The 26629-nt window shown below is 31.5% G+C and carries 35 protein-coding genes and 2 pseudogenes; all 37 read right to left on the bottom strand.

The features are described 5' to 3' along the window. Positions 1–38: 38 nt before the first annotated feature. The 37 genes and pseudogenes from thyA to FCJ93_RS08240 all read right to left on the bottom strand — a co-directional run bounded on the left by thyA (position 39) and on the right by FCJ93_RS08240 (position 26629). Positions 39–944 (bottom strand): thymidylate synthase, encoded by a 906-nt coding sequence (gene thyA, locus FCJ93_RS08425; protein ID WP_170211263.1) that lies wholly within the window; start codon positions 942–944, stop codon positions 39–41. 75 nt (positions 945–1019) lie between these two features. Next, entirely contained in the window at positions 1020–1448 is a 429-nt protein-coding gene (locus FCJ93_RS08420) for a dUTP diphosphatase (RefSeq protein ID WP_211344100.1), read from the bottom strand. Positions 1449–1742: 294 nt separating this feature from the next. Next, positions 1743–2027, bottom strand: a complete 285-nt coding sequence (locus FCJ93_RS08415) for a glutaredoxin family protein (RefSeq protein WP_137743422.1) — start codon at positions 2025–2027, stop codon at positions 1743–1745. An 11-nt stretch (positions 2028–2038) separates the two neighbouring features. After that, a pseudogene (locus FCJ93_RS08410) lies at positions 2039–3136 on the bottom strand (vitamin B12-dependent ribonucleotide reductase); the annotation flags it as partial. Positions 3137–3313: 177 nt separating this feature from the next. Beyond that, positions 3314–4717, bottom strand: a pseudogene (locus tag FCJ93_RS08405) (ribonucleotide reductase N-terminal alpha domain-containing protein); the annotation flags it as partial. A gap of 38 nt (positions 4718–4755) precedes the next feature. Then, positions 4756–5082 (bottom strand): hypothetical protein, encoded by a 327-nt coding sequence (locus FCJ93_RS08400; RefSeq protein WP_137743420.1) that lies wholly within the window; start codon positions 5080–5082, stop codon positions 4756–4758. A 24-nt stretch (positions 5083–5106) separates the two neighbouring features. Beyond that, positions 5107–5343 carry a hypothetical protein gene (locus tag FCJ93_RS08395; protein WP_137743419.1) on the bottom strand — a complete coding sequence of 79 codons (237 nt, stop codon included), beginning with the start codon at positions 5341–5343 and terminating at the stop codon, positions 5107–5109. A gap of 262 nt (positions 5344–5605) precedes the next feature. Continuing rightward, positions 5606–6103: a hypothetical protein gene (locus FCJ93_RS08390; RefSeq protein ID WP_137743418.1), complete on the bottom strand. Its 498-nt coding sequence runs from the start codon at positions 6101–6103 to the stop codon at positions 5606–5608. Between the two features lie 61 nt (positions 6104–6164). Beyond that, positions 6165–6353, bottom strand: coding sequence for a hypothetical protein (locus FCJ93_RS08385; protein WP_137743417.1), 189 nt, complete (start codon positions 6351–6353; stop codon positions 6165–6167). Next, entirely contained in the window at positions 6353–6925 is a 573-nt protein-coding gene (locus tag FCJ93_RS08380; RefSeq protein ID WP_137743416.1) for a hypothetical protein, read from the bottom strand. The genes FCJ93_RS08385 and FCJ93_RS08380 overlap by 1 nt, the downstream gene beginning before the upstream one ends. Before the next feature lie 29 nt (positions 6926–6954). Further along, the gene (locus FCJ93_RS08375; RefSeq protein WP_137743415.1) at positions 6955–7206 is read right to left on the bottom strand and encodes a hypothetical protein; all 252 of its coding nucleotides are present in this window, start codon (positions 7204–7206) and stop codon (positions 6955–6957) included. Positions 7207–7254: 48 nt separating this feature from the next. Next, positions 7255–7830 carry a 3'-5' exonuclease gene (locus FCJ93_RS08370; protein ID WP_137743414.1) on the bottom strand — a complete coding sequence of 192 codons (576 nt, stop codon included), beginning with the start codon at positions 7828–7830 and terminating at the stop codon, positions 7255–7257. Between the two features lie 281 nt (positions 7831–8111). After that, a complete protein-coding gene (locus FCJ93_RS08365; protein WP_137743413.1) occupies positions 8112–8630 on the bottom strand; it encodes a DNA N-6-adenine-methyltransferase in 519 nt (172 codons plus the stop codon). A 122-nt stretch (positions 8631–8752) separates the two neighbouring features. Then, complete coding sequence (locus tag FCJ93_RS08360; protein WP_137743412.1) at positions 8753–9217, bottom strand: hypothetical protein; 465 nt, start codon at positions 9215–9217, stop codon at positions 8753–8755. Positions 9218–9233: 16 nt separating this feature from the next. Next, positions 9234–9932 carry a metallophosphoesterase family protein gene (locus FCJ93_RS08355; protein ID WP_268951579.1) on the bottom strand — a complete coding sequence of 233 codons (699 nt, stop codon included), beginning with the start codon at positions 9930–9932 and terminating at the stop codon, positions 9234–9236. A 93-nt stretch (positions 9933–10025) separates the two neighbouring features. Continuing rightward, the gene (locus FCJ93_RS08350; RefSeq protein ID WP_137743410.1) at positions 10026–10403 is read right to left on the bottom strand and encodes a hypothetical protein; all 378 of its coding nucleotides are present in this window, start codon (positions 10401–10403) and stop codon (positions 10026–10028) included. 55 nt (positions 10404–10458) lie between these two features. After that, positions 10459–11193, bottom strand: coding sequence for a DNA-methyltransferase (locus FCJ93_RS08345; RefSeq protein WP_328591997.1), 735 nt, complete (start codon positions 11191–11193; stop codon positions 10459–10461). 307 nt (positions 11194–11500) lie between these two features. Then, the gene (locus tag FCJ93_RS08340) at positions 11501–11980 is read right to left on the bottom strand and encodes a hypothetical protein (RefSeq protein ID WP_137743409.1); all 480 of its coding nucleotides are present in this window, start codon (positions 11978–11980) and stop codon (positions 11501–11503) included. A gap of 107 nt (positions 11981–12087) precedes the next feature. Next, the gene (locus FCJ93_RS08335) at positions 12088–12639 is read right to left on the bottom strand and encodes a guanylate kinase (RefSeq protein ID WP_137743408.1); all 552 of its coding nucleotides are present in this window, start codon (positions 12637–12639) and stop codon (positions 12088–12090) included. After that, positions 12636–13004, bottom strand: coding sequence for a hypothetical protein (locus FCJ93_RS08330; protein WP_137743407.1), 369 nt, complete (start codon positions 13002–13004; stop codon positions 12636–12638). Before FCJ93_RS08330 ends, FCJ93_RS08335 begins: the two co-directional genes overlap by 4 nt. Further along, the gene (locus FCJ93_RS08325; protein WP_170211262.1) at positions 13004–13357 is read right to left on the bottom strand and encodes a 3D domain-containing protein; all 354 of its coding nucleotides are present in this window, start codon (positions 13355–13357) and stop codon (positions 13004–13006) included. Before FCJ93_RS08325 ends, FCJ93_RS08330 begins: the two co-directional genes overlap by 1 nt. 10 nt (positions 13358–13367) lie before the next feature. After that, positions 13368–13676, bottom strand: a complete 309-nt coding sequence (locus FCJ93_RS08320; protein ID WP_137743405.1) for a hypothetical protein — start codon at positions 13674–13676, stop codon at positions 13368–13370. Positions 13677–13829: 153 nt separating this feature from the next. Next, positions 13830–15701, bottom strand: coding sequence for a hypothetical protein (locus FCJ93_RS08315; protein ID WP_137743404.1), 1872 nt, complete (start codon positions 15699–15701; stop codon positions 13830–13832). 9 nt (positions 15702–15710) lie between these two features. Then, the gene (locus FCJ93_RS08310) at positions 15711–16793 is read right to left on the bottom strand and encodes a PD-(D/E)XK nuclease family protein (RefSeq protein WP_137743403.1); all 1083 of its coding nucleotides are present in this window, start codon (positions 16791–16793) and stop codon (positions 15711–15713) included. Positions 16794–16805: 12 nt separating this feature from the next. Beyond that, positions 16806–17822: a hypothetical protein gene (locus tag FCJ93_RS08305; RefSeq protein WP_137743402.1), complete on the bottom strand. Its 1017-nt coding sequence runs from the start codon at positions 17820–17822 to the stop codon at positions 16806–16808. 8 nt (positions 17823–17830) lie between these two features. Then, entirely contained in the window at positions 17831–20365 is a 2535-nt protein-coding gene (locus tag FCJ93_RS24945) for an LAGLIDADG family homing endonuclease (RefSeq protein ID WP_170211261.1), read from the bottom strand. Next, positions 20365–20904 (bottom strand): hypothetical protein, encoded by a 540-nt coding sequence (locus FCJ93_RS08290; protein ID WP_137743401.1) that lies wholly within the window; start codon positions 20902–20904, stop codon positions 20365–20367. The genes FCJ93_RS24945 and FCJ93_RS08290 overlap by 1 nt, the downstream gene beginning before the upstream one ends. 58 nt (positions 20905–20962) lie before the next feature. Further along, the gene (locus tag FCJ93_RS08285) at positions 20963–22078 is read right to left on the bottom strand and encodes an AAA family ATPase (protein WP_137743400.1); all 1116 of its coding nucleotides are present in this window, start codon (positions 22076–22078) and stop codon (positions 20963–20965) included. 39 nt (positions 22079–22117) lie between these two features. After that, entirely contained in the window at positions 22118–23371 is a 1254-nt protein-coding gene (locus FCJ93_RS08280) for a hypothetical protein (protein ID WP_137743399.1), read from the bottom strand. 114 nt (positions 23372–23485) lie between these two features. After that, positions 23486–23854 carry a hypothetical protein gene (locus tag FCJ93_RS08275; protein WP_137743398.1) on the bottom strand — a complete coding sequence of 123 codons (369 nt, stop codon included), beginning with the start codon at positions 23852–23854 and terminating at the stop codon, positions 23486–23488. 67 nt (positions 23855–23921) lie between these two features. Next, positions 23922–24218 carry a DNA ligase LigA-related protein gene (locus FCJ93_RS08270; protein ID WP_137743397.1) on the bottom strand — a complete coding sequence of 99 codons (297 nt, stop codon included), beginning with the start codon at positions 24216–24218 and terminating at the stop codon, positions 23922–23924. Then, positions 24211–24609 (bottom strand): beta-sandwich lipoprotein, encoded by a 399-nt coding sequence (locus tag FCJ93_RS08265; RefSeq protein WP_137743396.1) that lies wholly within the window; start codon positions 24607–24609, stop codon positions 24211–24213. The genes FCJ93_RS08270 and FCJ93_RS08265 overlap by 8 nt, the downstream gene beginning before the upstream one ends. A gap of 55 nt (positions 24610–24664) precedes the next feature. Further along, positions 24665–24874 (bottom strand): hypothetical protein, encoded by a 210-nt coding sequence (locus FCJ93_RS08260; protein ID WP_137743395.1) that lies wholly within the window; start codon positions 24872–24874, stop codon positions 24665–24667. 17 nt (positions 24875–24891) lie between these two features. Then, a complete protein-coding gene (locus tag FCJ93_RS08255) occupies positions 24892–25206 on the bottom strand; it encodes a hypothetical protein (RefSeq protein ID WP_137743394.1) in 315 nt (104 codons plus the stop codon). 11 nt (positions 25207–25217) lie between these two features. Next, positions 25218–25451, bottom strand: a complete 234-nt coding sequence (locus FCJ93_RS08250; RefSeq protein WP_137743393.1) for a hypothetical protein — start codon at positions 25449–25451, stop codon at positions 25218–25220. 22 nt (positions 25452–25473) lie between these two features. Then, on the bottom strand, positions 25474–25860 hold the full coding sequence (locus tag FCJ93_RS08245) for a hypothetical protein (protein WP_137743392.1): 387 nt from the start codon (positions 25858–25860) through the stop codon (positions 25474–25476). Between the two features lie 157 nt (positions 25861–26017). Further along, positions 26018–26629, bottom strand: coding sequence for a hypothetical protein (locus FCJ93_RS08240; protein ID WP_137743391.1), 612 nt, complete (start codon positions 26627–26629; stop codon positions 26018–26020).

Raw genomic sequence — 26629 nt, 5'->3', positions numbered from 1 at the left:
AGGATGAGTCACATGCCGCTATTAGATTAATTGTCCATTTATATCGCCACCTCATAATTAAACTTTCCATTGTGGTTATAGTTCTCTAGCGAGAACATTTTCATCAGATTATCTTTGCAAGGATTTTCTACATAAATGTAGTATTCCAATTCTTCTTTACTAGGAAGCGCTAATATAGGTTGATTATGTGTTTTGCCTTTAATTTGCTCCAACAACTTTTCTTCATGTCGATCATAATAGTGTAAATGTCCAAAATTCCACACTAGCCTTCCAACTTCTAAATTGGTTAACTTAGCGATAATCGATTGAATAACTTTGTATTGAAACCAATTGAAGCAAACTCCCAAAGCTACATCTGCCGATCTCTGGTTAACAATAAGATTTAATTTTTCGTCTTGAACAATCCACTGTTGTGACCATACACAAGGTTCTAATGCCATATAGTCTAAATCATCTATATTCCATAGGGAAGTGACTAATCTTCTTGATGACTTGTTTTCTTTTAATTGCTTAATTAGGTAGTCCACTTGATTAACCTTGCATTTATATCTGTGAGAATATCCGAACTCACCATACTTAATGTTTATTTCTGTTTTTCTTACCGGTTTAGATAGTTGGAAACCGTATGCCTTGCCAATTGTTCCATCGGAAAGTTCCCATTCATTCCACACTTTAGAGCCTAGTTGACGTAAATCTTCTACTTTATTAGATCGCATAAACCATATCCACCACGCTTCAGCAATAGCAGAACGCCAAGCCACATGTTTTGTTGTGATAATTGGAATGTCTTCCGCTTCAAAGATTACTTGTCTACCTATGATTGATTTTGTATGTGCTGGTGAATTATCACTATATTTAGTACGTACACTTTCACCTTTATCCCATACACCTTCTTTATGTATTTCTTTAACTAATTCATTATAAATTAAGTCTGTTCTACTCATCATAACTCCCTTTCTATCAATTTATTAAAAATAAGGAAGGCATTAAGCCCTCCTATACACTAGTTTAATTTCTATTTATTTAGTTCCAGTCGATCCTATACCACCTCTATTAACATCGTCTAACTTATCAACTGTTTTAAACTCTACACTAGGCATAATTCGATTAATTCTCATTTGACAGATTCTATCGCCTTTTTGGATTGTAGTATCTCTCATTGCTAATGCTGGAAAGTGATATTGATCCCCATCTCCTGAATAGGAATTATCCACGACTCCAAATGAGTTAGTTTGTAAGACTCCAAAATTTTTAAATGTACTTGAGCGTGGTACAATATTTACTTCATAGCCCTTTGGAAGCTTCATGCCCACACCAAGAGGAATTAGTTTATATTCAAATTGTTTTAACTTAATTGTCTCTGCTGCTCGTAAATCAATCCAATCTCCGGTCGAGATTTTTTCTATTTTTTGAATTTCATCATCAAAGTATTTCACTTTAATTTGCAGTGGATCACGTTGCTTTTTAGGCAATTTCTTCTCACGATATGGGGTAATTTCATCTGCCCCAACAGTCAATAGCTGAGTTACTCTTTGTTGTTTGTTTTTGTCAAAATCGACTATGATCTCCACTTTATATTTGGTTGGAATACTTCTTGTGAGTGAGATAATTTTACCTTTCTTCTTTAAACTCTTTACCCACACAAATTCTTGCTCTTTAAAATTTTGCTTCATGTATGTGTTTCTCTCCTTTTAATTTGTCAAATGAGTGGGTTCTATCATTCAGATAAAACCCACGTTTTATTAATTTAATTTTCTTAATAAAGAATCGATTTCATCAGGATTAAAGCCACTTACTCTACCAACTTCTTCCTTATTGTCATTTAGTAAAACTAATACAGGAACACCTGATAAATTATTTTTAATCTCTTCAATGATAACTCCAAGTGAGCCGTATCTTTCCTCGATTTTTTCTTTTGAATCTTTTAGTGCGTTTATTTCAATATACTTGACACCTTTCTCATCTAATAAATTTGTAATTAAATTGCAAGGCACACAACCGTCTTTCATATACTTAATTAGATTCATAACTAGCCTCCTTATAGTCCACACTTCAATTGTGCATTACAGTTATCACAAGTATTGCACCCACCTGCATCAATTACAGTACCTTTTCGACAAATTGGACAAGTATCTCCAACTTCATCTCCAATATTTACATTTGTGCTACTTAATTCTGACACAGTGTTGACCAAGAATACTTTTCCATTGTTGTCTTCTACCTCACACTCATTTAAATCATTTTCTTCAGCAGTTAAACTTAAAACTTGCTCATTTCTGCTGCCATCCACATAAACTGTTCCTCCTTTTGCTCCACCTTTGTGTAAACGCTCATATACTTTTTCAACTTGACTAACCTTGTACCCCTTTGGTGCGTTAACTGTTTTGCTGATTGATGAATCGATCCATCTTTGAATGATACACTGCACGTCTACATGTGCCTCTGGAGATAGTGACATTGCCGTTACGAACCAATGAGGTAGAGCATTTGGATCTGCCTGTGGATTTCTATCTAAATACTCTTGAACAATATCTGCCTTCACTTCCATGAATTTTCCTAATCTGCCACTTCTGAAATATGTAAATGAAAAATAAGGCTCAAGCCCTGTTGCACATCCTATCATACTACCCGTGCTTCCAGTAGGAGCAACTGTTAATAAATGACTATTGCGAATACCGTGTTCTAATACCCCTTTTTGTATATCTTCAGGTAATGATTTCATGTAGCCTGATTCAATAAACTTATTTCTATTATCTCCATTTTCAAGCAAAAACGGAAACGAACCCTTTTCCTTTGCAAGTTCGATTGATGTCCTATATGCTGTTGTAGCAATAACTTCAAATACTTTATCGACAATTTTATTTCCCTCTTCAGATCCATATTCTTTTTCGCAATAGATTAGTAAATCAGCTAATCCCATTACACCTAGCCCAATTCTTCGTTCACCTAGTGCTTGCTTTCTATTAGCTTCAAGGAAATAAGGAGTCGCATCAATCACGTTATCTTGCATACGTACACCAACCTCAACGGTACGCTTTAATTTTTCAAAGTCTACTGTTTTCGTTTCTTTATCAGCCATCTCAGCTAAGTTAACTGCTGCCAAGTTACAAACTGAATAAGGTGCTAATGGTTGCTCCATTTTGTTAATCTCTAGTTTCCTAGAGTGTCGGACTTTCGCTTACAGTATCATATACTGCCCTAACCGCCTAAGTCTCTCACGCTGGCATTACCCTTGCGCCCTATTGCCCTCATCATTACATGTTAGGGTTCTAAGTCAATCAGGTCTGGTTTTTTACATGAGGCAAGCATGTCTACCACATGGATTTGTAGCAACCACTTTCTGACCGTATGCTTTTGCATTAGTTGCATTGTTAGCATTGTCTATAAAGAATATGCCCGGTTCTGCCGAATAAGTAGCGCAAATATTTATTAAATTCCATAGTTCTCTTGCTTTTATTGTCCGATAAGTTTTTATCTTGTATCCTAACGATTCCCACTCTCGAACATCTCCGTATTTGTGCCAATTTTCATTATAGAAGCGCATTTCCTCTTTTGAGTAACTATCCAAATCAGGAAATCTTAAAGCAAACTTTTTATTTTTTTCAACAGCTTCCATAAATTCATCAGTAAGGGTTACAGAAATGTTTGCTCCCGATAAAAAGTCGGGGTTATTTACTGTGTATGTACCACCGTCATTCAAAGTTTTCTCAATTTCTTTTCTCACACTTTTACTGAGCTGAGTGTCTTTCAATGCAGATTCATAAGTCTGTTTTTCCTTTGAAGTTAATGGAACAAATTTCAATTTATTTTTAGCAGCAATTTTAATCTGTTTATCTTTTGTAGTTGCGATAATGTGTTGAAGAATCCTTGGATTTTGCATTTTAGATATTATGAATTCAATAATATCTGGATGCCAGTCAGCCATCATCTGCATTTGCGCCCCTCTACGAGAGCCACCCTGCTCTACTAAATGTGTTAATTTTGCAATATCATCCAACCAAGATACCGAACCAGATGATTTTCCATTTACTCCTTTAGCAATTGCATTTTTAGGTCTAAGTGTTGAGCCGTTTGTTCCAACGCCACCGCCACGACTCATAATTTCCATTACTTCTCGTCTATGTTCTGCTAATCCTTCCCGTGAATCATTAGGAAATGGCATTACATAACAGTTAAAATATGTTACTTCATTTCCTGTTCCTGCCCCATATAAAACTCTACCTGCTGGCACAAAATTCATATTTACTAATTCATGATAGAACTTCTCAAACCACTCTTGTCTCTTTTCTTTTGTTGTTTCAACATCCGATAGTCCTTTTGCATTCCTCTTCGCTATTTGCTCATAAAATAATTCTAATGGTTTATCAATCAAATCAAGATTTCTGGTCACGATGCCGGTTTTAGCCTCTTCAGGATCATCCAATTGACCCCTAAATTCTTCTTCTACTAAAACAGTTCCCTCATGTAAGCCCCAGTCAATTTCTTTAATAATCCCAACTCCACGAGCAGGAAATTTTGGATCTTCTTTGATTGTAAGTACAACCATGTCATTCTCTCTTAATGTTTTCTTTTCAAGGTCTTTTGTCGCATATCGTTCTAGCATAATTAATCTTGAAACACCTTTGTGAGTGATTTTCATATCAGGTGTAATGGGGAAAACATTAGGAAACTTTTTAATATCTTTATTCAAACTTTTAATATATTCACTTGTCACCATTTCCAAACAACAACTCCATTTACATTTATTTAATTATATTATTTATAAATTAACTCTTTTGTTTTACTTATGTAATCTGTATCCTCAATCGGATTTAATTCTGCGCCATTCCACATTTGATATGCAGCAACAAACTCTTCCATTTCAAATGGGCTTAATTTTTTAGTTTTTACTACTTTAACTTCTTCAACGGGAGAATAATGCTGCTCAAACAATTTTCTAGTCAAGACTTCTTTGTCCCCATTTTTATGAGTTAAAATTACGTCTGACTCAAAGTACAGCAACTCACCTGATTGAGTAATTACTCTTCCACTCTTTTTTGGAAACTCAACTTCAACAATAGCACTTTTCCTAGTATATTTCACTGCGACACCTTCTTATTATATTAGTTATTTAAACACCCCTACTACCTCAACATGTCCATTTTCAAGTCGAGCTATTTTATTAAAATAACTAACTGCCTCGCTTCTTTGCTTAGATTCATAGGTAACAAGTTTACTAGAACCTTCCAAGAAAATAGACGCATAATACTTCTTCAAAGGATTAAATTTACGCTCTTTAGGAACATTTTTAAATTCAATTGGATCTCCTAGTAACCCAAAATTCTTGCGATTATTCTTACTCAAAATATCAATCTCCTTATAATCATATTAATTTAATTTATATTTTATATGCTTTAAGTTCACATAATAACCACCCCCTTTGAGAGTATTTGGCTATTTTTTAAATCTTATCTCTTTTAAAACTCGGTTTATATTTTTATTTTCAATGTTCTTGATCGTTTTTATTTTTTTGTAAATATCATCAGTACAAGAAACATGACCTATTAATTCGTACTTTTCTCGATCGTGAGATATCCTAACTGTCTGGACATCTCCAGTATTCAATTCATTGCAAATCATGCAAATATTCCCGTTCACTATATACACCTTTCTTAAAATATTTATTCATTCGCTCTTGTAAATTATTGCGAATTGCACATCTCCAAAATCTTATTTGACCCTCATTGTATCCACCATTAATTGATACAGAGTATTTATATGTAATAAATTCTCCATCTGTATCTTCAATTGGTTCTTGTATTTTAACTCCATTTTTATGAAGATAATGACTAACTTCCCGTCTTTGTGCAATAACATCTAATATTAATTTGTTGAGATATTCTGCATTATCTTTCATACCTTTATCTTCCGCTTTATGTAACTTTGAATTTAGAATATGAACTTCTAGATCGAGATAAATTTTATCATAAATGGCATTCATTAATTCATTAGGAATAAAACCTCTCATAATCACACCACCAAACAAATGTTCTAGTAATGTAATTATACTAATTAATATGAATTTATCAAGTGTAAAGAATTTTTTTATAAAATAATCATTCATAACACTAACTACTTTAATATAAATTTATTATATTTATTTAATTTATTATTGTCAATGTTAATTAGGAATAATTTAAAATTTCTTGTATTTTTGATAAAGTCATGTTTGCTTCGCTAATAAAAGTATCAATCAGATACCAAGTATCATGATTAATATCTTCATTATTTTCTACAAAACTATTGAGATTATATATTTGATCCTCTAGCTGATTGCTCAGTTCTATCAACTCTTGTTTAGTTTGTTCGCTCATTATATCACCCTAATTTCCTGTGTACTGGATTTATTCCATACCATGAAACAATAAGCAGTTGCGTCCGTTCCTCTACCTGTAAATGAAGGACGTTCACTTAATACGTATAATTTACTAACAGGATGTTTCTTCCAAAAGTCATATCTCTTTTTACTTTCAAGAAAAGCTAATCTCAGTAGCATAATTATCTCTGCATTAGGAAAACGATTAAATGTAACCTCAAGAAACTCTTTAGCTAAACTGAATGGAGGATTACCAATGACAGTTTCCACTTTCTTATTATCAATATTTGGGATTTCAAACTCATCTGACAAATAGTCCATATTGGTAACTATATTTGCTCCTGAATTTAATAGATTATTAATTTCCTCAGTTCTCAATTCATTTGCTATAACATTATTAATATATCCATTATTTCTAATTGATCTTATGAAATTTCCATTACCTGCCGATGGTTCAAGTATAATACCATCTTTTAACTGGTGATGTGACAATAAGTTATCTATAACATTTAAAGGCGTTGCATAAAAGTCTGATTCTACACGTTTACTTCCTCTGTTTGTCGCTGACAATCAATCACCTACTTTTATTTAATTATCTATTATGAGAAAATCATTATTGACTTTCCATTTACATTCTTTATGTACGGTGTTCCCTTTCGTCTCCACGCCTTATCGTAGGCAGTTTGTTTACATGCTTCAGAAGTTGATTTTCTGTTAAATTTAACAATTTCTAAAATATCATCTGGATTATAATCAGCTTCAAGAATACTTCTTGCTTGTGACTCATTTTCAGCTTTAATATTCAGTTGCAATATTTCTCCATTTTTGATGATTCGTGCTGTATATTTCAAGTTGTTCCTCCTTTCTAAATGAAATTGAAGTTTTGTAAATATATGTATTTAATTATTAATCAGTAAATTATAACAACCCACAACTAAGTTGATTTGATACTTTACATCATCAAAGGCGTCATGGTGAGTTAATGTATCATCGTTATATTTATCTTTTAATTCTTTCTCAGTAATACCTAGTTTTTTACCGGCTAAATCAACAAGCGTTCTAACATCTCTATCATTTTTGTAGTAAATTGGATACCCTAAATATGCATCATCTAACTGTTGCTGGATCATTTTATTATCAAATAGGATTCCATTGCCCCATAAGTGAATGTTCTTCGTATCATCTGAAATAAATGTAAGCCACTTATGAAAATTTTCAAGCAATTCTTCTGGAGTACCTTTTCCTTTATTGAGTAATTCAGTCAGTAGCTCTTTATTCGTATTCAGCCACCATTTTAAAGTTGATCCATCTACTCTCAAATATGTTTCTTCCTCAATATTTGCAATTTGATTGAACTTGGCTAAGTGTTCTCCTGTTTCAATGTCAAATGCAATCGCAGCAATTTGAAATATCGTAGCATCGGATGCTTTACCTAGTGTTTCTATGTCAACCATCACATCTATTCGTTTATTCATGTTTCATTTCTCCTTTATAATAAAGTGTTATCTTTTGATTTAATTATCTAACATAATTGCAACTGTTATCTAGCAAGATTGCAACTGCTTTAGATCTTTGTCCCTCATCTAACTTTGTCCAAATACTTTGCATTTCCTCTAGCACATTTCCTAATGATTTCATTTCTCCATTATTGTCAGAAACAGTTATCCCAAGGTCAGTTAAAAGATTAATAAGTTCTTTTGTCAGTTGAAGTACCTCCTATTCTATTAAAATCTTGATTTTATCTTAGTATGCATATTTAATTAATCATTGTATGACCCAATGAATTTAACAGTTTAATTTGACCTTCGGTTAAGTTTTCTGTTCCAAATACAGCTAAGAGCGAAGGGAAAGGGGCTGGAGATACTTTGAAATTTCCATCTTCTCTCCAAGAAGGGAATAAACGATTAATAAATTTTAATCTACCTTTTACAAAACACACTGCTTTAGCTTTGTTTAGACAATATTCTTGCATTGCTTTTGTATCTGTTCTACTTGGAACTAGCATTACTACCGTTGCGTGTTCACCTTCTTCCGAACATTTTTTAATCCATCTACCTAATTCTTGTCCATATGGAGGATTACAGAACGCTGTTTCTCCTTCCCAACTTTTTGATAGTCCATCTGTTTCCATCGTATAATACTTTAAACAAGTTGCATTGTAATCCCGACAAGAAGGATCAAGAGTAAAATTCCATTCTTTATTTAATTTCTCAAATAAATCTTTTGGAGTTTCCCATTCGTTTGACTTGCTACTTAATAATTTTTCTTTATTCAAACTATCAATCCCCTTTTAAATAAGATAAAACATCGATTTTATTACATTTTCATATCAATATATAGTAATTAGATAGAATGCTAGTCACTATTATTGATTTAATTTTTACATTATTAATTTAATTAATCTTCACTAGGTGGTATCAACTCAGGCTTGTCTGGATAATATTTTTTAATAGCTTCATTAATCAAATCAACAGGATACCAACCATTGTTCAATGCAACTATTTCCTCATAACTCTTAAATTTCAATTCTTCCCATTCACCCGTTTCTTTCCAATTATCAAATATTTTTTGGTGTTCTTCGGGTGTAAGATTCAGACTTGAATCCTCATAAAATCCTTCAGGGACATATTTGAACTGTTTTACAATTTCAATTAAACAATCATCGCATAAATCAAAACTCCATCTTTCCATATCAAATTTAGACCCATAACCAAAATGCAATTCAATATGCTGAGTATCATCATTCAAAGAATCGTCATTTTCTTCAAAAATATTTTCTTTTCCACACATATTGCAAATAGCCGTATATCCTGTTTCTTTTTCTCTTGTTTCTGTTATAGTTTTGTAATGAGAAATCCGCATTCAATCATCCCCTTATTTAATTATTTTTCTTAACATGATACTGTCTATATTCCCCATCCTTAATCTCCAAGCAATTCAACTGACCACCGTAAGCACATGCGCCATCAATATTTATTTTCTTATTTCCGAAATAAATATCGTAGCTATTATGAATATTGATAGTGGGCGAATGTCCATGAACTACAGTTTTATCTAATCCATGATCATAATTTAAGAATCGACCTCTAATCCATATAAACTCTTCATTCGTAGTGTTTTTCCAATCCTTTAAATGAGTATTAATTCCAGCGTGAACAAATATGTAATCTTCCGTTTCATGATAATAAGGTAATGAATCAAGAAACTCCACATCATCACCATATTGCAGCATGATTTCCTTTGCCCACTGTTGATACGATTCATCGCACCAGACATATGTATCGAAATCTTTTATGTAATTTTTTAATGTTGTATGTCCACCATTTTGAAGATAGTTATAAACATTTGTGTAAATATGTGGTCTTTTCACATAATCTAGGAATAGCTGATCGTGATTTCCTCTAAGTGCTATTACTCCATATCTCACTAATTCTTGTATAAATTCAATTACTTTTTTATTATCTTTACCTCTATCTATGTAATCTCCAAGCAGGATTAACTGGTCTTCAGCCGACTTGTATTTTACCAATCCTAATAATTTATTAAACTCTTCATAGCAGCCATGAATATCACTAATAACGAGATACCGTTTGATAACATCACCTCATTCAATATTAATTTATTTTTCTTATATTCTTATAAATTCGCCGTTATATATATATATATATATTTATTTAATTAATTTATACTTTTCTCTTACCCATTCGACACCATGCTCATTGACCTCATCCAGTATCTCATCGAGAGTTTTACATCTTAAGTGTGATTCTAATAGCTTAAATGCCATATCGTAAGTATTCCATAATTTAATACCATCCATTTCATTTAATTCTTCAACGTGTTTTTGCTTCAAAGGATTGCCGATTTCGTTAAATACATATTTAATTCCTTTTATCATGTCTTTTCTTTCAGCTTCGGCAGCACTTTTTAAATCAAAGTAATGTGGACAATCTTTACTATTAGGAACTGCTTCATGGAAAATTTCTTCGCTCTCTGGACAACAAGAACCAAAAGCGTACCACTGACATTCTGATAAATTACACTCCAATCTGTTCACTTCCTTTCTATTAAAAACATACTTTTATATTAATTATATGTAATAATCATACAAGACTATGTATTCTATCTTCTGCTAATCTATGATATTCCTTATCTAGTTCAAAACCAATAAAATTCCTATGTGTATTTATACACGCTACAGCAGTAGTACCGCTTCCCATACAATTGTCCAAAACAATATCATTTTCATTTGTATAGGTTTCAATTAAATACTTAAATAAAGCTATTGGTTTTTGTGTGGGATGAAACCTACCTTCTCTCCAATGTGGTCTATTAATAGGTAATATTGTTGTAGGATACTTTAACCCTTTACTATCATAATTAGTTTTTTCTTTAGACTCGACTCCAGTAATTGGATCTTTTCCCTCTGCTCTAATTTTTATTTCCCTTCTCCAAGATTGAATCATTATTGGATTATATGTGGGTTGATTTTTATAAAACACTAATACTTGTTCATGTTTTCTAAGTGGTTGTTTATCTTTAAGAAACTGATTAGTTCCCTGTTCTTTATCCCAAATCCATTCATATTTAAACATTTTTAAATTACTATTAACTAAAATACTCGCAAATGGATTTGTTGCAGTTAATACTATTACACCATTATTCTTGATAATTCTCTCATATTGTTCCCAAAGTTCTTTTAATGGTATTTGAATATCCCATGATTGAGAACTTACTTGATAAGGTAAATCACAGAGAATCATATCGATTGATTTACCTTCAATTCTTTTCATACCTTCCAAACAATCCTCATTATAAATTTTATTCAATTCAATCAAACTACCAACTCCAATTTATTAATTTAATTTCTAAATAAAATACAAATTTTAAAATCCAAAGACCTCTGTTAATATTCCATACCCTACAATGCAAGCAAAAACAATTGCAATTATTATGGTAATTCCATACGCTAATACTTCTGGTTTTCTCTTCTAATAGGATAAAAAGCAACAACTAAGAAGAGAATCAATACTCCTAGTAAAACACTAAAAAAAATGAAACAAAACACTACCACCAATTCCATTAAAAGGTTTTATTTATGTAAAGAGGTAGTCAATTCATTTACGACCACCTCTGTATATTTAATTAGTAATTAATACACTTTTTTCCGGATAGATTTAATATGTAATCTACTTTCATGCCGCCTCGAAATAAATTTTTATTATCTTTTTCAATTCTAATCTCAAAATCTTTAGTATTGATCTTAGGAGAATGAGTTCTATTAACAGTTGCATTTATTTCATCTAATAGAATTTTATCTGCAAACATTTTTTGAAACATCTCATAAACTCTTACTTTCTCATAATCGCTATCCACAACTACTAATACTTTGAATCTATCTTTGTTTAATACTGGAACTAATTTCAAACTTCGCATTACATCTTGAATTGTATAAATTAAATCTCTTTTAGCTTTAACATGCTCATCAGGTGTGATTTTATACTGATGCTGTAACTCAAACATTGACTTCAATAAAAATTCTTGTTCCGGTCTTACTATATAATTCTCTTTCCAATTGTTTAATTCTCTCTCAACATAAGTCTCTCTGCTCTCTGAATAGCTCATATTAATTCCTCCATTAAATTTATTATCTAATGACTAAGGTGACAAGATACCATTATTTTATTACATTTTAACCACCTCCTTTCAAACTAAAGGGTCGTTTTATTTATTTAATTATTTATTTTCACTAACTCTTTAATAACAATTCTGTGCGCCTCCAACTTTGCTTCCATTAAATCATTATTTTCAATCACATAGTCAGCATACTTTTCATTTTCCATTTCTTTTGTATGTAATAAATGTTTGATTCTTTTTTGAATATCTTCTACTGAGTCACCACGCTCTAACATACGTTTCTTTAGTTCCTCTATAGAAGGTGGTTTTATGTATATTGATACTGCTTTATTTCCCAATCTATCTTTTAGAGCCATGACACCTCTTATGTCTTTAGTACAATGAAACGGTTTCCCTTTCAGCAATTCATCGACTTTATTTTGCGGTGTGCCATAATGATTCCCTGAGTAGATATTTGTTTCAAAAAAATAACCTTCTTTTTCAAGTCTTAGAAATTCATCTTTTGTGACATTTTTTATATGGTAGCCATCAATCTCCCCTTTCCTAAGAGGTCTTGTTGTGCAATTGGTCATAAATTCAATTGGGAGTGAATGTTGGATTGTGCTTTTTCCAGATCCACTTGCTCCCATGAAAATGAATAATTTCATTCTAAATCATCCTTGTTCAAGACACTGTTCACTGAGATTACTTCATAACTACCATCTGGAAACTTAATTTCAACTTGTTCATATAGATAATCAATAAGTTTAATTTCCCCCTCTTCTTCATTTGCTTTTGAAATTTTATCACCTAGAATGAGAGTAAATATATATCTATCTTTATTTACTTTGTTTAACTCTTTTTCTCTAACTTTTGCGGATGGTCTATCTTCAGAATGAACTATGTAATCATATGTACCATGCGATAATTGCTCCTCTATTGTGACTAATGAGCCAACCAAATCTGGTAGCCCACTTATGGCATTTTGATTAATTACTGCTTGTTCGCCAACATCAAATAAGTGAATTCGCACTATCCTTTCCCCTCCCTTAATACAGTTAATTTCACTGTCTCTTTCCCAAAAGCAAAGGCTTTTGATGTGTCCCTTACTGCCACTAAAATATCAATCCTGTGACCAATTATGTCACCCCCTGTGTCGCCAGCATAAGCTAGAAATGTTTCATTTTTAGTTTCAACTTTAACAATTGAGTGCAGTTTAATCACTTTTGGATCTACCGCAATGATTCTCAATCCGTCAAAATCAATTTTTTTAGAAACATCAATTCCTGTCGCTGTCTTACCAATACAGCCTGTGTCACAAAAGGAAACATAAGCTGTTGCTAATACATTTAAAACTCTTCCCTCATTGAGTTTCCCTCTACTCACCACTTGAGAACTAGGGTGACTCCTTCTCTCTCTTTTTCATCTTACTCAAGTTTTTCTTTAATGTATTAATCTCACTTTGTTGCTCTTGAATAGTATTAGACAGCTCTTTATTTTCTATTTTATATGTATTTAATTCATTTTTAAAATCATCTAATGACACGTTTTTTTCGATAATAGCGTCTATTAATTTATTTATCTCTGAATCTTGTTCTTTAATAATATTATTTTTTTCACTGTATGTTTTTGTAAAAGCATATCCTGTTGCCACATTGCTAATTAATAATCCTGTAACTAGTCCAATTGTAAGTTTTTTATTCATATCTCTCCCCTTCAAAAGTTCAAGAAAGGAAGTCATCACCTACCTTTTGTATTTATTTAATTAATTTATATAATTTGATAATACAACCTTTATTTACCGATGTCAATATATATTTAATTATTTAATAAGAATAAAATCATTGTTTTATTCAAATTATTCCTTCTGCTTTTTCTTTGATTTTTTGTCAATTCCTAAAAATTGATCGATTCTTTCTTGAGCAAGATTAACATAAAATTGCTTATCTAAGTAGTCAGGGGCAGTGACTCCTAATATATTTTCATTATTGATAAAACATTTTTCTGGAGTATTGGCAAATTTTTCAGGATTTTTATTTTCTTTTTGTTTAAAGATTGCACCATCCTCTTCTCTTGTTGACGCAAATACTCTAAAAGTTTTATCCTGAAGAATTTCACCATTCTCATCCCAACTTGTAACAGTTCTCATTTTACCAGTTTTTTCATTCATTACTTTCTTTTTGGAGAATGTACAATTTTTCAAAGCATACTTATATGCTGATGATAGTTTGACAATTTTTTGAAATTCTCTTAACGTATTGCACGGTAAAACTGTCTCTTCAATAGGGATACCTTTTACAAAATAATTAATCATTGCCTTATTAACGATTGGTAAGTCGTAATCGAGATCGTTTAGCTTCTTAACATAAGCACCTTTAGATTTGTATTTGCCATTTTTATCAATCAATACATAGTTATTGACATCTTTTTGATATATTTTCACATACTCATCCCATTCTAACTCTAACCTTGTTCTCTTTTCCCACTCAGCAGCAATTTTTTTAACTTTCTCTACCATTTCATAATTATCTACTTTCATGTAAATTCCATCAGTATTGCTCTGAATTAATTCACAATACGGTTCTACTTTTTCAATTAAATCGACAATTAATAATTGACCAGTTATAGTAATTGAATTTGACATTAATGGATCATACAATGGGTTGAATTGATCTTTGAAAGTACCGAATGTAGCATTAAGAACGATCTTAAGTGGTTGTTGTTTAGGGTTTTTAGCTGCTTTTAATTTCAAACGTTCATCTCTTATTTGACGATATTTTTCTACACTTTCCACGTTTCTACTCATTAAATTATATTCAATAATAAGTGCAGGATACATTGATGCAATATCGGCACATAATATAATTCCTTCTCCAACGTAGTTATCTCGGCTACCATGAATACCTCCATATCCCAACACGTGTGGAATTCCGGCAATTTCAGTTTTTAATTGTCTTTTTTGTTTCTTTGTTCCTTTACCATTCTTTGTTTCTACTATCTCATCATAAGATTTATTCTCAGGATTTTCATACCATTCTTTTACATAATTGTACTTGTCTAAAACCAACGTATCAGGGAGAATAAAATCAAACTCATCTCCCCTATTTGGATGTTTTTTTGCCTCAAGAATATGCGCAGATAATTGAGCTTTAGTTTTATTAAATTGCTTCATTTCTAATTCAAATGCATCGATTAACTGGAGTTGACTTTCAAATTCTTCTGGTCTTGCATCAAATACTTTGATAGTTTCTTTGACATCGTGAACACAATATTTAATTATTTCATTAATTTCTTCATCAGTTAAAGGTCTATCTAAATTAAATGGGACACTAGTTTCCTTTATATTACTTCCCATGAACCCTTCTAAAGTTTTCAAACTTACAGGCGGATTGGGCATGATATCGAAATTATTGAATTGCACTTTGTAACCGTCTCGAACAACCTCCCATCCTTTTTTTCCTTCCTCAATTAATTTATCATTTATGTAACCGGCATCCATTCCCAATAATAATCCTTTAAAAATATGCGAATCATAATTTCGTGAATTGAAGCCAATGAAAATATCATCTTTAAAATAATTATAGTATTTATGTAATTGTTCTAAATCATTAACAATCACTTTTCCCTTTTTTGAATCGTAATCAACTAATACAACTAACCAAAATGCTCTTCCTGTAATCGGATCAATTGATTTTGAAAAAACTTCGAAATCATAGAATATTTTTCGCATAATTATCTCCTACCCAAATAAATTTTCCAAATTAAACCCATCCCTTTGTTCCTTTTTTGTAAATCCATCAGCATTTTCTTCCAAGAAATTTTTATAAAATTTGCAACTCTTTCGATGACCACAAAGAGTACTACAATAAAAAGAGTTATATTTATTTAATTCAATCGATTTCCATTCATCTTCATTTTTCCTATCTTTACTTTCGATTTCTTGTACAGTTTCAATTACATATTTTTTAAATTCATCAACTTTTTCATTTGTAATTTCGTATTCTACAAAACAGTCTTCAAGCCAATATTTTTCCTGTACTACTTTCGGTAAGCAATCTAAATTATTTTCATCAATTGCTTGATCTAGTAATAATTCAATCTCAAAATCTTCTAATTGAAGAGAATACATATCCTTCTCTAATTGTTTTCTGATTTCCTTAACCCATTTACTGCGATTGCTCATTTTTTCTTTGATTTTTCCATTCTTCTGTTTCCAACAAACATTTACATATTTGACCATACACCACATGACTTTATCGACCTTATATGGAGTGGTTGATTCTAGACCAACCTTATACATTAGTAATTGTTTGCCAGCTTCATCAAGTTTCTTACCTGAAAATTTACTCGATGTTTTCCAGTCAATAACATCCACAAATGGTTTTCCTTTATCGCTAGGAATAATTGAATCAATATAACCTTGCATCCAAATTCCATCAGCAATTTCAAATACAATTAATTGTTCTTGAATCATTTTTTTCTCAATTGGTGTAAAGTTACTTATAAAGTGTCTAACATCGGATTTATAACTGTCCCCAATTTTATCGTTAGGAAATTTAACACCTAACATTTCAAGTTCAATTAACTTATTTTCGTAATTATTTTTGAATGATTCTCTATCGCCTTCTCCACCATAAAATTTCTCCATATTATCGTGAATTTCTGAACCAATTAACGTGTAGACATTTTCAATTCCTTTTTTTTGTTCAACATATGTATTAAAATACTCGTATTCACAGTTATAAAAACTCCCTAAACGGGAGAAGGAATAGACAGGTATCCCCTTCTCCTTTAACTCGCTTAACTTTTCCTGTGCATTCAAATTATCACTCCTTTATACCCATACAGTGCAATGTTCAATTAATTTCTTTAATGAATTCTTATCTAAATCACTTGGTGCAAGCTTACTACCTTTCGGTAAATAATCATTTTTTTTGTCATATAAATATCCCACCTTATTCCTATAATATTTATCCGATTTAAGTTGTCTTGCAATTTCAATACTGTGATCTTGAGATAATCCCTCATCCATTCCCACTAGTATTACTTTTGGGAAAAGCGACTTAATATGATTAGCCTGAACTTCACTCATGAAACTCCCACCCAATGAAACTCCTACATTCAAGCCTTTAGAATGCGTTTGGAGAGTGAATTTTTCGCTTTCACCAATCATAATAAATTCTTTTTCTCTTATATGATTATAATTTTCAACAAACCCATATAGTGTTTTTGACTTAGGGAAACTGAGTATCGGAAACCATTTGACTTCATCCTCAGATACTTCACGTTTATTTAATCTACCCATGATTCCTACAATTTCTCCAGAAAAAGTTCTCCATGGCACTGCAATTCTGCTTGTGACAGAGTCATAACCAATCTTAAATTCTTGCTGCACACTTGGTAAAATACCATCCTCATAGAATAAAAGGTTTGGAGTTAACTCAAATCTGTCGAGTATGTCTTCTGAATAGGTTTCTATATCAAAAGCATCATCATCCCTTAGTCTTGCTATTTTTTTGAAGAATCCACCAAAAGGTAGAACAAATTCTTCCTGTTTTTCCTTGTCTTTAAAATCAATAATGTTAGCTATTTTTTTAATTGTATTTGGGAAAGTGGTATAGATTTTGGATTGAACTAGGGTGATCAAATCCCCTTTTAGATTCGTAGAAAAACAAGTTGAGGATAAAGTGTCAATGTTTACTTTGACAGAGGTGGGATTTCTACCACTTTCCCTAGCACACCTTATTTCGTTCCCCCTTCTTGATATATTATGAAATCCTACTTCTTCAAGGATCAACTCTATGTACTCTGGATTTTCAATTATATGATTCTTTAAATTAGATACATTCATCCAAAAACCTACCTTTGGTGCTTTGGCGTACAATAACCTAGTTCAATCCATTTATTCCATGCTCCGTCAAATTGATATAATAATACAATTTCACCTTCATCATTCCTTGTCTTATCTAAAAATACTAGTCTATATTTTTTATCAGGTTTTAACACGATCTCTTCTTTGATGTTTGTAAATTTTCCATTTGAATCTTTTTTAAATCTGTAAGGCTTAATGTCATATTTACAACCTTTAAACTCGTCTTCCCAAATCGGTCTTGTTAAGACCAACTCAGAAACAACCTCCTTTACTCCTTTAGCATCAGATAATGTTGCAGCAGTAAGGTATCTAGTATTTTCCATATATATTGCCAACTGCATTGTAATAATGATTCCAACATCTTCTTTTTCTGCAACTTGAAGCAATTGTTTGGATGCTTCAATTAATTCTCCACGAACTTGTTCAGCCGCAGAATTTCCAGCCTTGAACGTGTCATATAAGGCATAGCCGAACCCTTGTTTGGACATTTTTCTAATGATTCTTTTAACATCATCGATACTGTAATCATATATTTTGGCAAACTTAACTCTACCTTTGTAGTGTTTATTAAAATATTCCCTCGCTTCTTCCATCTTTTCTTTTTGTTCATCATTTAAGTGTCCCATTTTTTGTTTCTTTCTTGGTAATCCATAGTAATCTAATTTTTGCGAAAGGATTGTTGCCATTAAAATATGTTGCCAAGCACGTCTATTCATTTCATTCGCAATTATAGTTACCTTTTCACCTCTATCTAAGATTGGAAGTATATATGTATTGATACAAAAACTTGTATTATGTGTGACTATCATATCGTCCGTTAAATATAGTTTAGTTGGATTACTTGTACTAATACACTGTGCTTCTCGTTTACCAATATACTTAATGTTCCTAATTGAACGTCTTGAAGTTGTCTGACCCTCTCTAAATTTACATTTGTGTTTTTTAGATTTAAACGCCTTAATTTCACGTGGCATTTTAATGTGCAATCTGAACGAAGGTTTACCTTTTCTTTTTTCCCCTTTATATGGATAATGAGTTTCTCTAATTTCTATTTTAGCTGTTCCTCCTAGTGATTGAACTAGGAACTGCACATCTTCAGCTAAACCTTTCGAGGTTGTTGAATAACTATAATTACTACCATTAACCTCTCCGTCAGTATCAATTAAACCAGATAGTAATTCTATTCTATCTTCCACATTAGAATATAAATAATCTTTCGGAATAAACTTCGTATCAGACAACGTGGGATGTAACCCTAATCTCCTTAATTCATTTTTTAAATGGTTTGTATTCATTCCTTTGTTTTTTGTAAATCTATAATCTGTCACACCATCTCGTTTTTCATTAATTACTAAATGAATATTGTTACTTACGCAATATTCATTTAGATAATCAACTAGGTCTGTTTCTTCATTATTAATACTAATTACAACTGAACTACTATTTAGATTAGCTTCACTTATAATCATTCCTAATAAATATGGTGGTAAATTCAATTTATTGTTTGTTTTGAATTGTAACGGTTTGGTCATTGGTATATAATGAATCCACGTTTTATAGTTTTTGCCTTTGTATATTTTATATAGTCCCTCTTCCATTATTTGCTTAAGAGTTACAGTTTTAAATTCCCCTTTAGTTCTTAATGTTGGGTTTTGTACGTTCCACAGATGCTCATCACACGTAATTGTTTTAGAACCATCACTAAATGTTATCTCATACATATCTTTTTTACCTTGAGGATAAACCCCTAAAATACGATGAATCTTTCCGTCTTCTCCGAATATCTCGTCCCCTACTTTTACATCTCTCATTTTCACATATCCGTTCGGTGTCATGATCTTTGAATCTAAATCTTGTGCTTTACCTGTTCCACTAAAACCACCAAAAATTTGAACATTACTTCTATGAATCCCTAAAGTATGATAATTTAATAATGGTGCAGCACTAGCATAACTTAGTCCCATCTCTTCTCCTGAATCAACAGACTCAATAAAACCATCCTCGAAATCTAAATCCTCAATCTTGACACCAGAACCTCTACCTAGAAATACATTATCTAATTGATATTCAAAATAGTCATAAACTTGAGAACTGGTCATTTTCTTAAATTTGGATAATTCTTTTATTACATTGAAACCCTTATCATGTAGACTTAAAAGCATATTACTCTTAACCAGTTCATCATAATAAGTTTCAACATTTTCCTCATTAAGAATTCTTTTTATTTCGTCTACAGTTTTGTATCCACCACGTCTAGCAAATCCATTTTTTAAAACTTCTTTATCTTCTATGTAACTATAAATACTAGCATCGTCAAAACTCTTATAGCCTTTTTGGAACATTTCAAATCCTAAAGTATAATAGAATCTACCATCCGGTGTTAATAAATCTCGATCAGCTCTAACCTCTTTTTCATAATCATGGTAAAGATCTGGATTCTTCCACAAACAAAAAATGAAGTTCGCCTCTTGCATGTCACGATTCTCCACTAATGCTTTATCATAGTAATCCAAGGATTGCATTAAATATCCCCCTCATCTAGAAAATCCAAAATACCATTATCATTGTTTTTATTAATTATTTTATTTTCTTTGGTGTCATTGAGTATTTGAACATCAACCAAATGAGATTCTTGAACAACAGATTGTTGCTGTTTATATTTCCATTGCTTATATATATCATTGATACTACCTTCTATGATTTTCATGATGTAACTAGCCATCCCGAATTCACTTGTAAAACCTTTAACTTTAATCCAATATTGAATACCATCTTTATTCATTCGGAATGACTCATGAATAATTTCATAAGTATAAAATTCATGTAATTTTTCAATTCTCTTTACCATACTTGGAGGTACAATTTGACCATCTTCATATTGTAAAATATCTTCTGCTACATATTTTAGTAATTCATATCTATCGTTCTTTTCCTTTTCACGAAGATCATATTCTTCCTTGTTACAAAAATAAGAATTTACACCTTTTTCATTAGTAACTTTATAAAAAGTATTGGAATTTCCTTCTCTTCTACAAATCTTACATTTTACTTTTCTTCCCATATTGCCACCACCTCATATGTCAAAAGGAGAGATGTTTCCATCCCTCCCTATTAAGTTATTAAGCTAATAAATCTACAATTTTTCTCAATGCTTCAGTTGGAATAGTATCTGTATCTTTGAAGTTACTAAATCCATATTCATCCATAATAGTTTTAATTTGTACTTTTTGTTCATCCGTTGCCTTTGTAAATTTGGATTTAATCACATCTGCCAACTCTTCATTTTCTTCTGAATTAACTCTATTTCGTTTGTTTGCTTCTACTGCTTTTTTAATCTCTTGTTCTTTTGCAACTTTTTGTTCCTTTTTTGTTTCAGATAACGATTTTTTATTCTTTTGTTTGTCGTGTGCCTTTTTAATAGCATCGTTGATTGCTTCAATAAATTGCTCAACATCTAATTCAATCTCTGGAATAATTTCAGTAAAACGAGATTTTGAATCAATATTAAAGTTATCATCACGGAAAGTAATAATTCGACTTTCTCCTGTGATTTTTCCTACAATTTTATCATTACCAATCTTTTGTTTTACCCTTTGCTTCTCAATTGAACGATCAATTGAAGCAACGCCAAGTACATGAAGTTTTGTTTTAATAGATTCAAAATATTTACTAGCCATTTTTGCAGTAAGAGTCTCATATTCTTCTCCCGTAACTACGTCAGTTTGGCTACGTCTTTTGGTATGTCCTACGACTAAGAAGTTAACACCAACATCTTTTAATTCCCAAATTTTTTCAATTACTAAATCTACTGCTTTATCTTCTCCAGCTTGATATCCCCCAAATGCAGCCTTTATTGAGGTAACTTTCTTTTCTGGATGTTGCTTATTATGTAATCGAATAACTTCAGGTTCAACGATTCTGAATAACTCATCTAATGTATCGAAAACAACAATCTTTAGATCCTTATAATCTGTATTACGATTCTCAACTACATCATCAACGAACTCCTCAAATGTTTCCCAATCTGGAATATTTTCATAAATTGCATCTGGAATAGCATCTACCCCATCTTCTCGACCAATATTTAATAGAATATAACCGTCTTCCCCTGCCAATTTTTCACAATATTCTACAGCTAAAGTTGTTTTACCAACACCACTTTGCCCAAATAAACCAACATTATAGGCTAAAGGATCAATTTTAATTACATTTTTCTTTCCGAATTTTCTAGCCAATACAACCAACTCCTAATATGTATTATTTTAATTCCTTATTTATCCGAACAGATTATCTAGTTCAGATTCAATATCAATTTTAGTTGTTGTCTCAGATTTTACTTCCTCTTTAGTTTCTTCTTGTTTTTTAGCAATCGGAGTAGTAAATACAAATTCTAAATCTTCTTCCTTGTAATCTGTTTCTACTGCACCAGAGCTAAAATTGTTATCATCATCAACTTTTTTTGAAATAGGTTTAACGAGTCTATTTTCATAAACAGTGTCACCTAATACTCCACCTTTTGGCGCAAAATCTTCAAGTTTTCTCAGACCGAGTTCGATTTCTTCCTTCTGTTGAATAGTTAAGTCCTTTTCCGTAAATTCTACTCTGTCAGCTCCTCGGAAAATATTAACTTCCCATTGTAAGTGAAAAACTCCCTTTCCACTAACATTGAATTTATTCTTCAAGTAGTTGAATAGTTTGACTTGTTGTTCATTTTCAAAATCTATTTTCTGAGCATTGATAACAAATTGTTGAGGGAAAAATTGATCTTTTTTAGCTTTATTTTCATACCCGATAACATGACCATTAATATAAACTTTCTGTTCCTTCTTAAAATCTTTTTCATCAATTGATTTTTTCGTGAAATAAATATCCATAGTTGCTCTTAATTTAGAAGGAGTATCACTTGGAACAATTTCTAATGTTTCAATGAGGAATTTGCGATAAAAATTCCCTTTATTTTCACTTAAGTCAATACTTCCAGTTAGTTTGAATTTATGATCCTTATATTCTTCTAATTTTTCAGCAAGCAATAATATAGCGTCATAACTATGTATAAATTCATAACGTTCTGGAGATTTTTCTTTAACTTGTCGCTTTAATTCTGCAAGTTTTACTCTATCTTCATCAGTCTTCTCATCTTTGTACTCAATGCTTCTAATTTCATATAATAATTTATTGACCTCTTCTTTTACATCTTGATCAGTTGTAAAGTCAATAATTAACTTTTTAAAATCTGCCACCATATCAACTGTTTCAGGTTTCAAGCGTTCCTCCCAAGGGATTTCCAACTTGCTACCTTTTTCATTTTCAGTACCTTTACTGAACGTATAAACCATGTTTGGCTTTGATTTTGAATATCCTCCGAACATTTCAACATAAGCACTATTTGTATTAGATTCTTTAACAGCAAAATTTAAGCGATGTCCTTCCCATCCAGAATCATTTTCTCGAATATCATGAAACTTTGAACTGTCATTTGGAATGTGAATGTTCCCAATGAATTCAAAAGTATTATATAATCTCCCCATATGTATAATTCCTCCATATCATATAAATTTAATTATGCAATTAACATGTAGCATTTATCAGGAGGACTACGACCATTGTTATTAATTAGTGCCACCTCTTCCTTATTATTAAATTTATTTAATTTGTTTATGTGAACGAATATACGAATTTTTCTTAGAAAACTTACAATCTTCGATGCCTAGCTCTTTATTAAGTTCAATATATCGCCTTTTAGGAAAAATCCAATCGTCCGAATATTGCTTGTAATCCTTATGATTAACCAACTTAATGATTTTTCCAAGTCTTGTGGTAATATGTAAATTGCCATATTTAAATGTTACATTTAGTAGCTTTCGTTCAATTCGTTCTGGAGCTTTTTCTTTTACAAGTTGAATGTTTCTACATAACTTTTTAACAGCTTGATCATATGTAATGTTTTCATTGCCTTTCACTTGCTGCTGATATAGCTTGTAAATTTTTTCTGGTAGTTTATATATTTTCAAATAATCACCCCTTTCAAACAAGATATATTTTGATTATATATATTTAATTATTTAATGTCAATGATTTTTATTGATTTATTGTTCTTCTTTTGTGTTCATTTATTAATCTTAAACAGACATCATGCATCCATGCTTCTTTAGGTAAATGAAACCCTGTAGAGCCATCAAAGTCTACAAATATATCATAATAAAAATCTATATTTTTAGATTCATTTGGATGCTGCTTTTGTAACTCTGCTAATTGTTTTGTCCATAAATCATATGTATGGTCATCAATAAGATTGGTGTTCATTTCGTAATAAAGGTAAGAGTGAATAAGAATCTGTCTTCTTCGTCTATGAATTAATTCTTCAATTTTATTCATCTTTACTTGTCTGAATGTCAAAGTCTGGAATGATTGTTTCGGGACGAATAATAACCTTATAGTGAAAAGGGTCTTCTTCTTTTGCGTCAAGCTGTTCAGCAAAGAAGCTTACGTTATCACTCAAACCTAGATAGTGTTTTTTATACTCCTTCTCACCTACTTTACATGTAACAGTCATACGTCTGTCACTGTCTTGGTTTCCAAGAGAACATAATCCCTCAATAACCAATAAGTCTCGATCCGTAATTCCGTTGAAGAAAACAACTTTCCTTTGCACTTGAAATGAATCTGCTGACTTTGATAAATTTTCTGAGACGGTATCAGCTTCAGTACATGCAGCTAAAGTAACTGTCATAAGCAATAGTAGAATGCTCAATATTTTCTTTTTCATTTTCATCAACCTTTCGATTTTTATTTAATTAATACATTACGTTAAAACTATTATTTTATTTTTGGTTGTGTGGTAGTGCTTTAAGCAGAAATTCTCTTAAATCTACTTGATTTACTAATTCATTTGTTTTAATATCATAAATTTCTAAATCAAAATTTGGATCAATTTTATCCATTAAAACGAATACTTTTCCTAACTTTTCACTGTCCCATAATAGCCCTGTTGTTCTATCACCATTTCTAACAACGTGAGTCGCTTTTGACATACATTATTCCTCTTTTCTTAATATTCATCACCACAAAGGAGCCAACCTTGAAAAGCTGACAGTTCGTCCAGACGAATTTTGTCACTTTGTCTTTCAAGCTGTTCTAATCTTTCCTGTACTTTAATTTCTATTTCTTCTATGAAACAGTTTGCTTCGTGTTTTTCTGCATTTAATTTCTTAATTTCATTCTGTTGGGAATCAATTTTTTCAATTAAATAAGCAATATCAGCGCTATGATCTTCTAAATCTGTTTCAAATACAGTTTGCAAATCACAACACTTTCGATCATCACTATAAGCGTAGCGATTTTTTATAACGTTCAAATTATCCAAATTAACTCCTCCTATTTTTTAAAGCATTTTTCCAACCGTTCAATTTCTTCTTTTAGATTTTGAAGTCCAATTTTTAACTCAAATTCAACATCATTTTGCTTCTCGATTTCCTGCTGCTGATGTTCAACCTTTTCTTGCAGCCAAAACCAATCTTCTTGCTTAACTAAAATATTTCCATCACGCGTAAAACCAAACGTATAAAGGTTTTCTAGTCGCTCTAGAATTTCCGTTTTTTTAAAATTCAAATTAACTCCTCCTACTTATCCCTTAAACATTTATATTAATAACTAATTCCGGTTCAAAATTAACAAATGTCTTTTCTCTATATATCTTTTTCCCATTGAGTTCCTTATAGAATTTGTAATTTCTATGGGTCCATTCTAGTTCAGTCTTTTCTTGTTCTGTACAGAATTTATACAAAATAAGTTTTTCATCATCTCCATTTGGAGGGTCATCCCATCCAGTACCATGCTTCTCATAAATCAGGTCCTTTGCTTGGTATTCATCTTCGAAATAAAACACATCCCAGCTATGGAAATCGATCAGAATAATAGGCATGTTATTCCACTTCAAATTATCATCCGCAATATTCTTTACTGCCTTTCTGAGATTATCTTTTATTCCGTAATAAACCCTTGAATCTAATTCATCCATCAAAATCCCTCCCGTCTTTTTCTTCTATTCAACAAAGCCTACCATAAGTCTCTTATCATTTCGTCTCTTCTTCTTTCCAATGTTTTTAAATATTCGAGATCCATTTTTTCACCTTCTTTTTTAGTGTGTATTTTCATTCGACTACGAAACTCCATGCTTAAACAGCTTCCTTAACCTTTAGTTCTTCTTTAAGTATTTCAGCGAATACAGGAGCAACAACTTCACAAAATGTTTTTGCTTCTCGATCCGGAGTAGTAACTAAAATATCGTCATACCACCATTCATCTGAAAAAACTTTTCCTCTCTCTTTACTAGGGAGTTCGTAATAGAAAATTGAAGAAAAAGCATCTGCTGTAATTTCATCATGACTGTTCTGCACACAATCTAATGCATCCCATAAATCTCTTGCTTCGCTTTCTGTCAAATCGTTTTTACCTAAAAATCTCAATCCAGCTTCCTTACGACTTTCAATTACACGCTTTTTCATATTGTTAATAGTTTTTTCGACATCAATCTTCCCATCACGTTCACGACTATGAATCTTACCGTATAAATAACTACTATCTTTGCTACATATATCTACTAAAAATGACTTGAAGCAATTTCCAAACGAACCCCAACTATATGAGAAATTCCCACAATCCGACTGGACGTTGAACACCCCATCATTACTGATTGAAATAATCGCCCATGCACATCTCCAACCGTTTTCATTCGTGATTCTAATGTCATAACGCTCCATTGTTGATTTTGTTAGTGAATAATTCAT

The sequence above is a fragment of the Robertmurraya siralis genome (assembly GCF_005502275.1).
Taxonomy (GTDB): domain Bacteria; phylum Bacillota; class Bacilli; order Bacillales; family Cytobacillaceae; genus Robertmurraya; species Robertmurraya siralis.
This window is presented reverse-complemented; position numbering and strand designations above follow the sequence as displayed.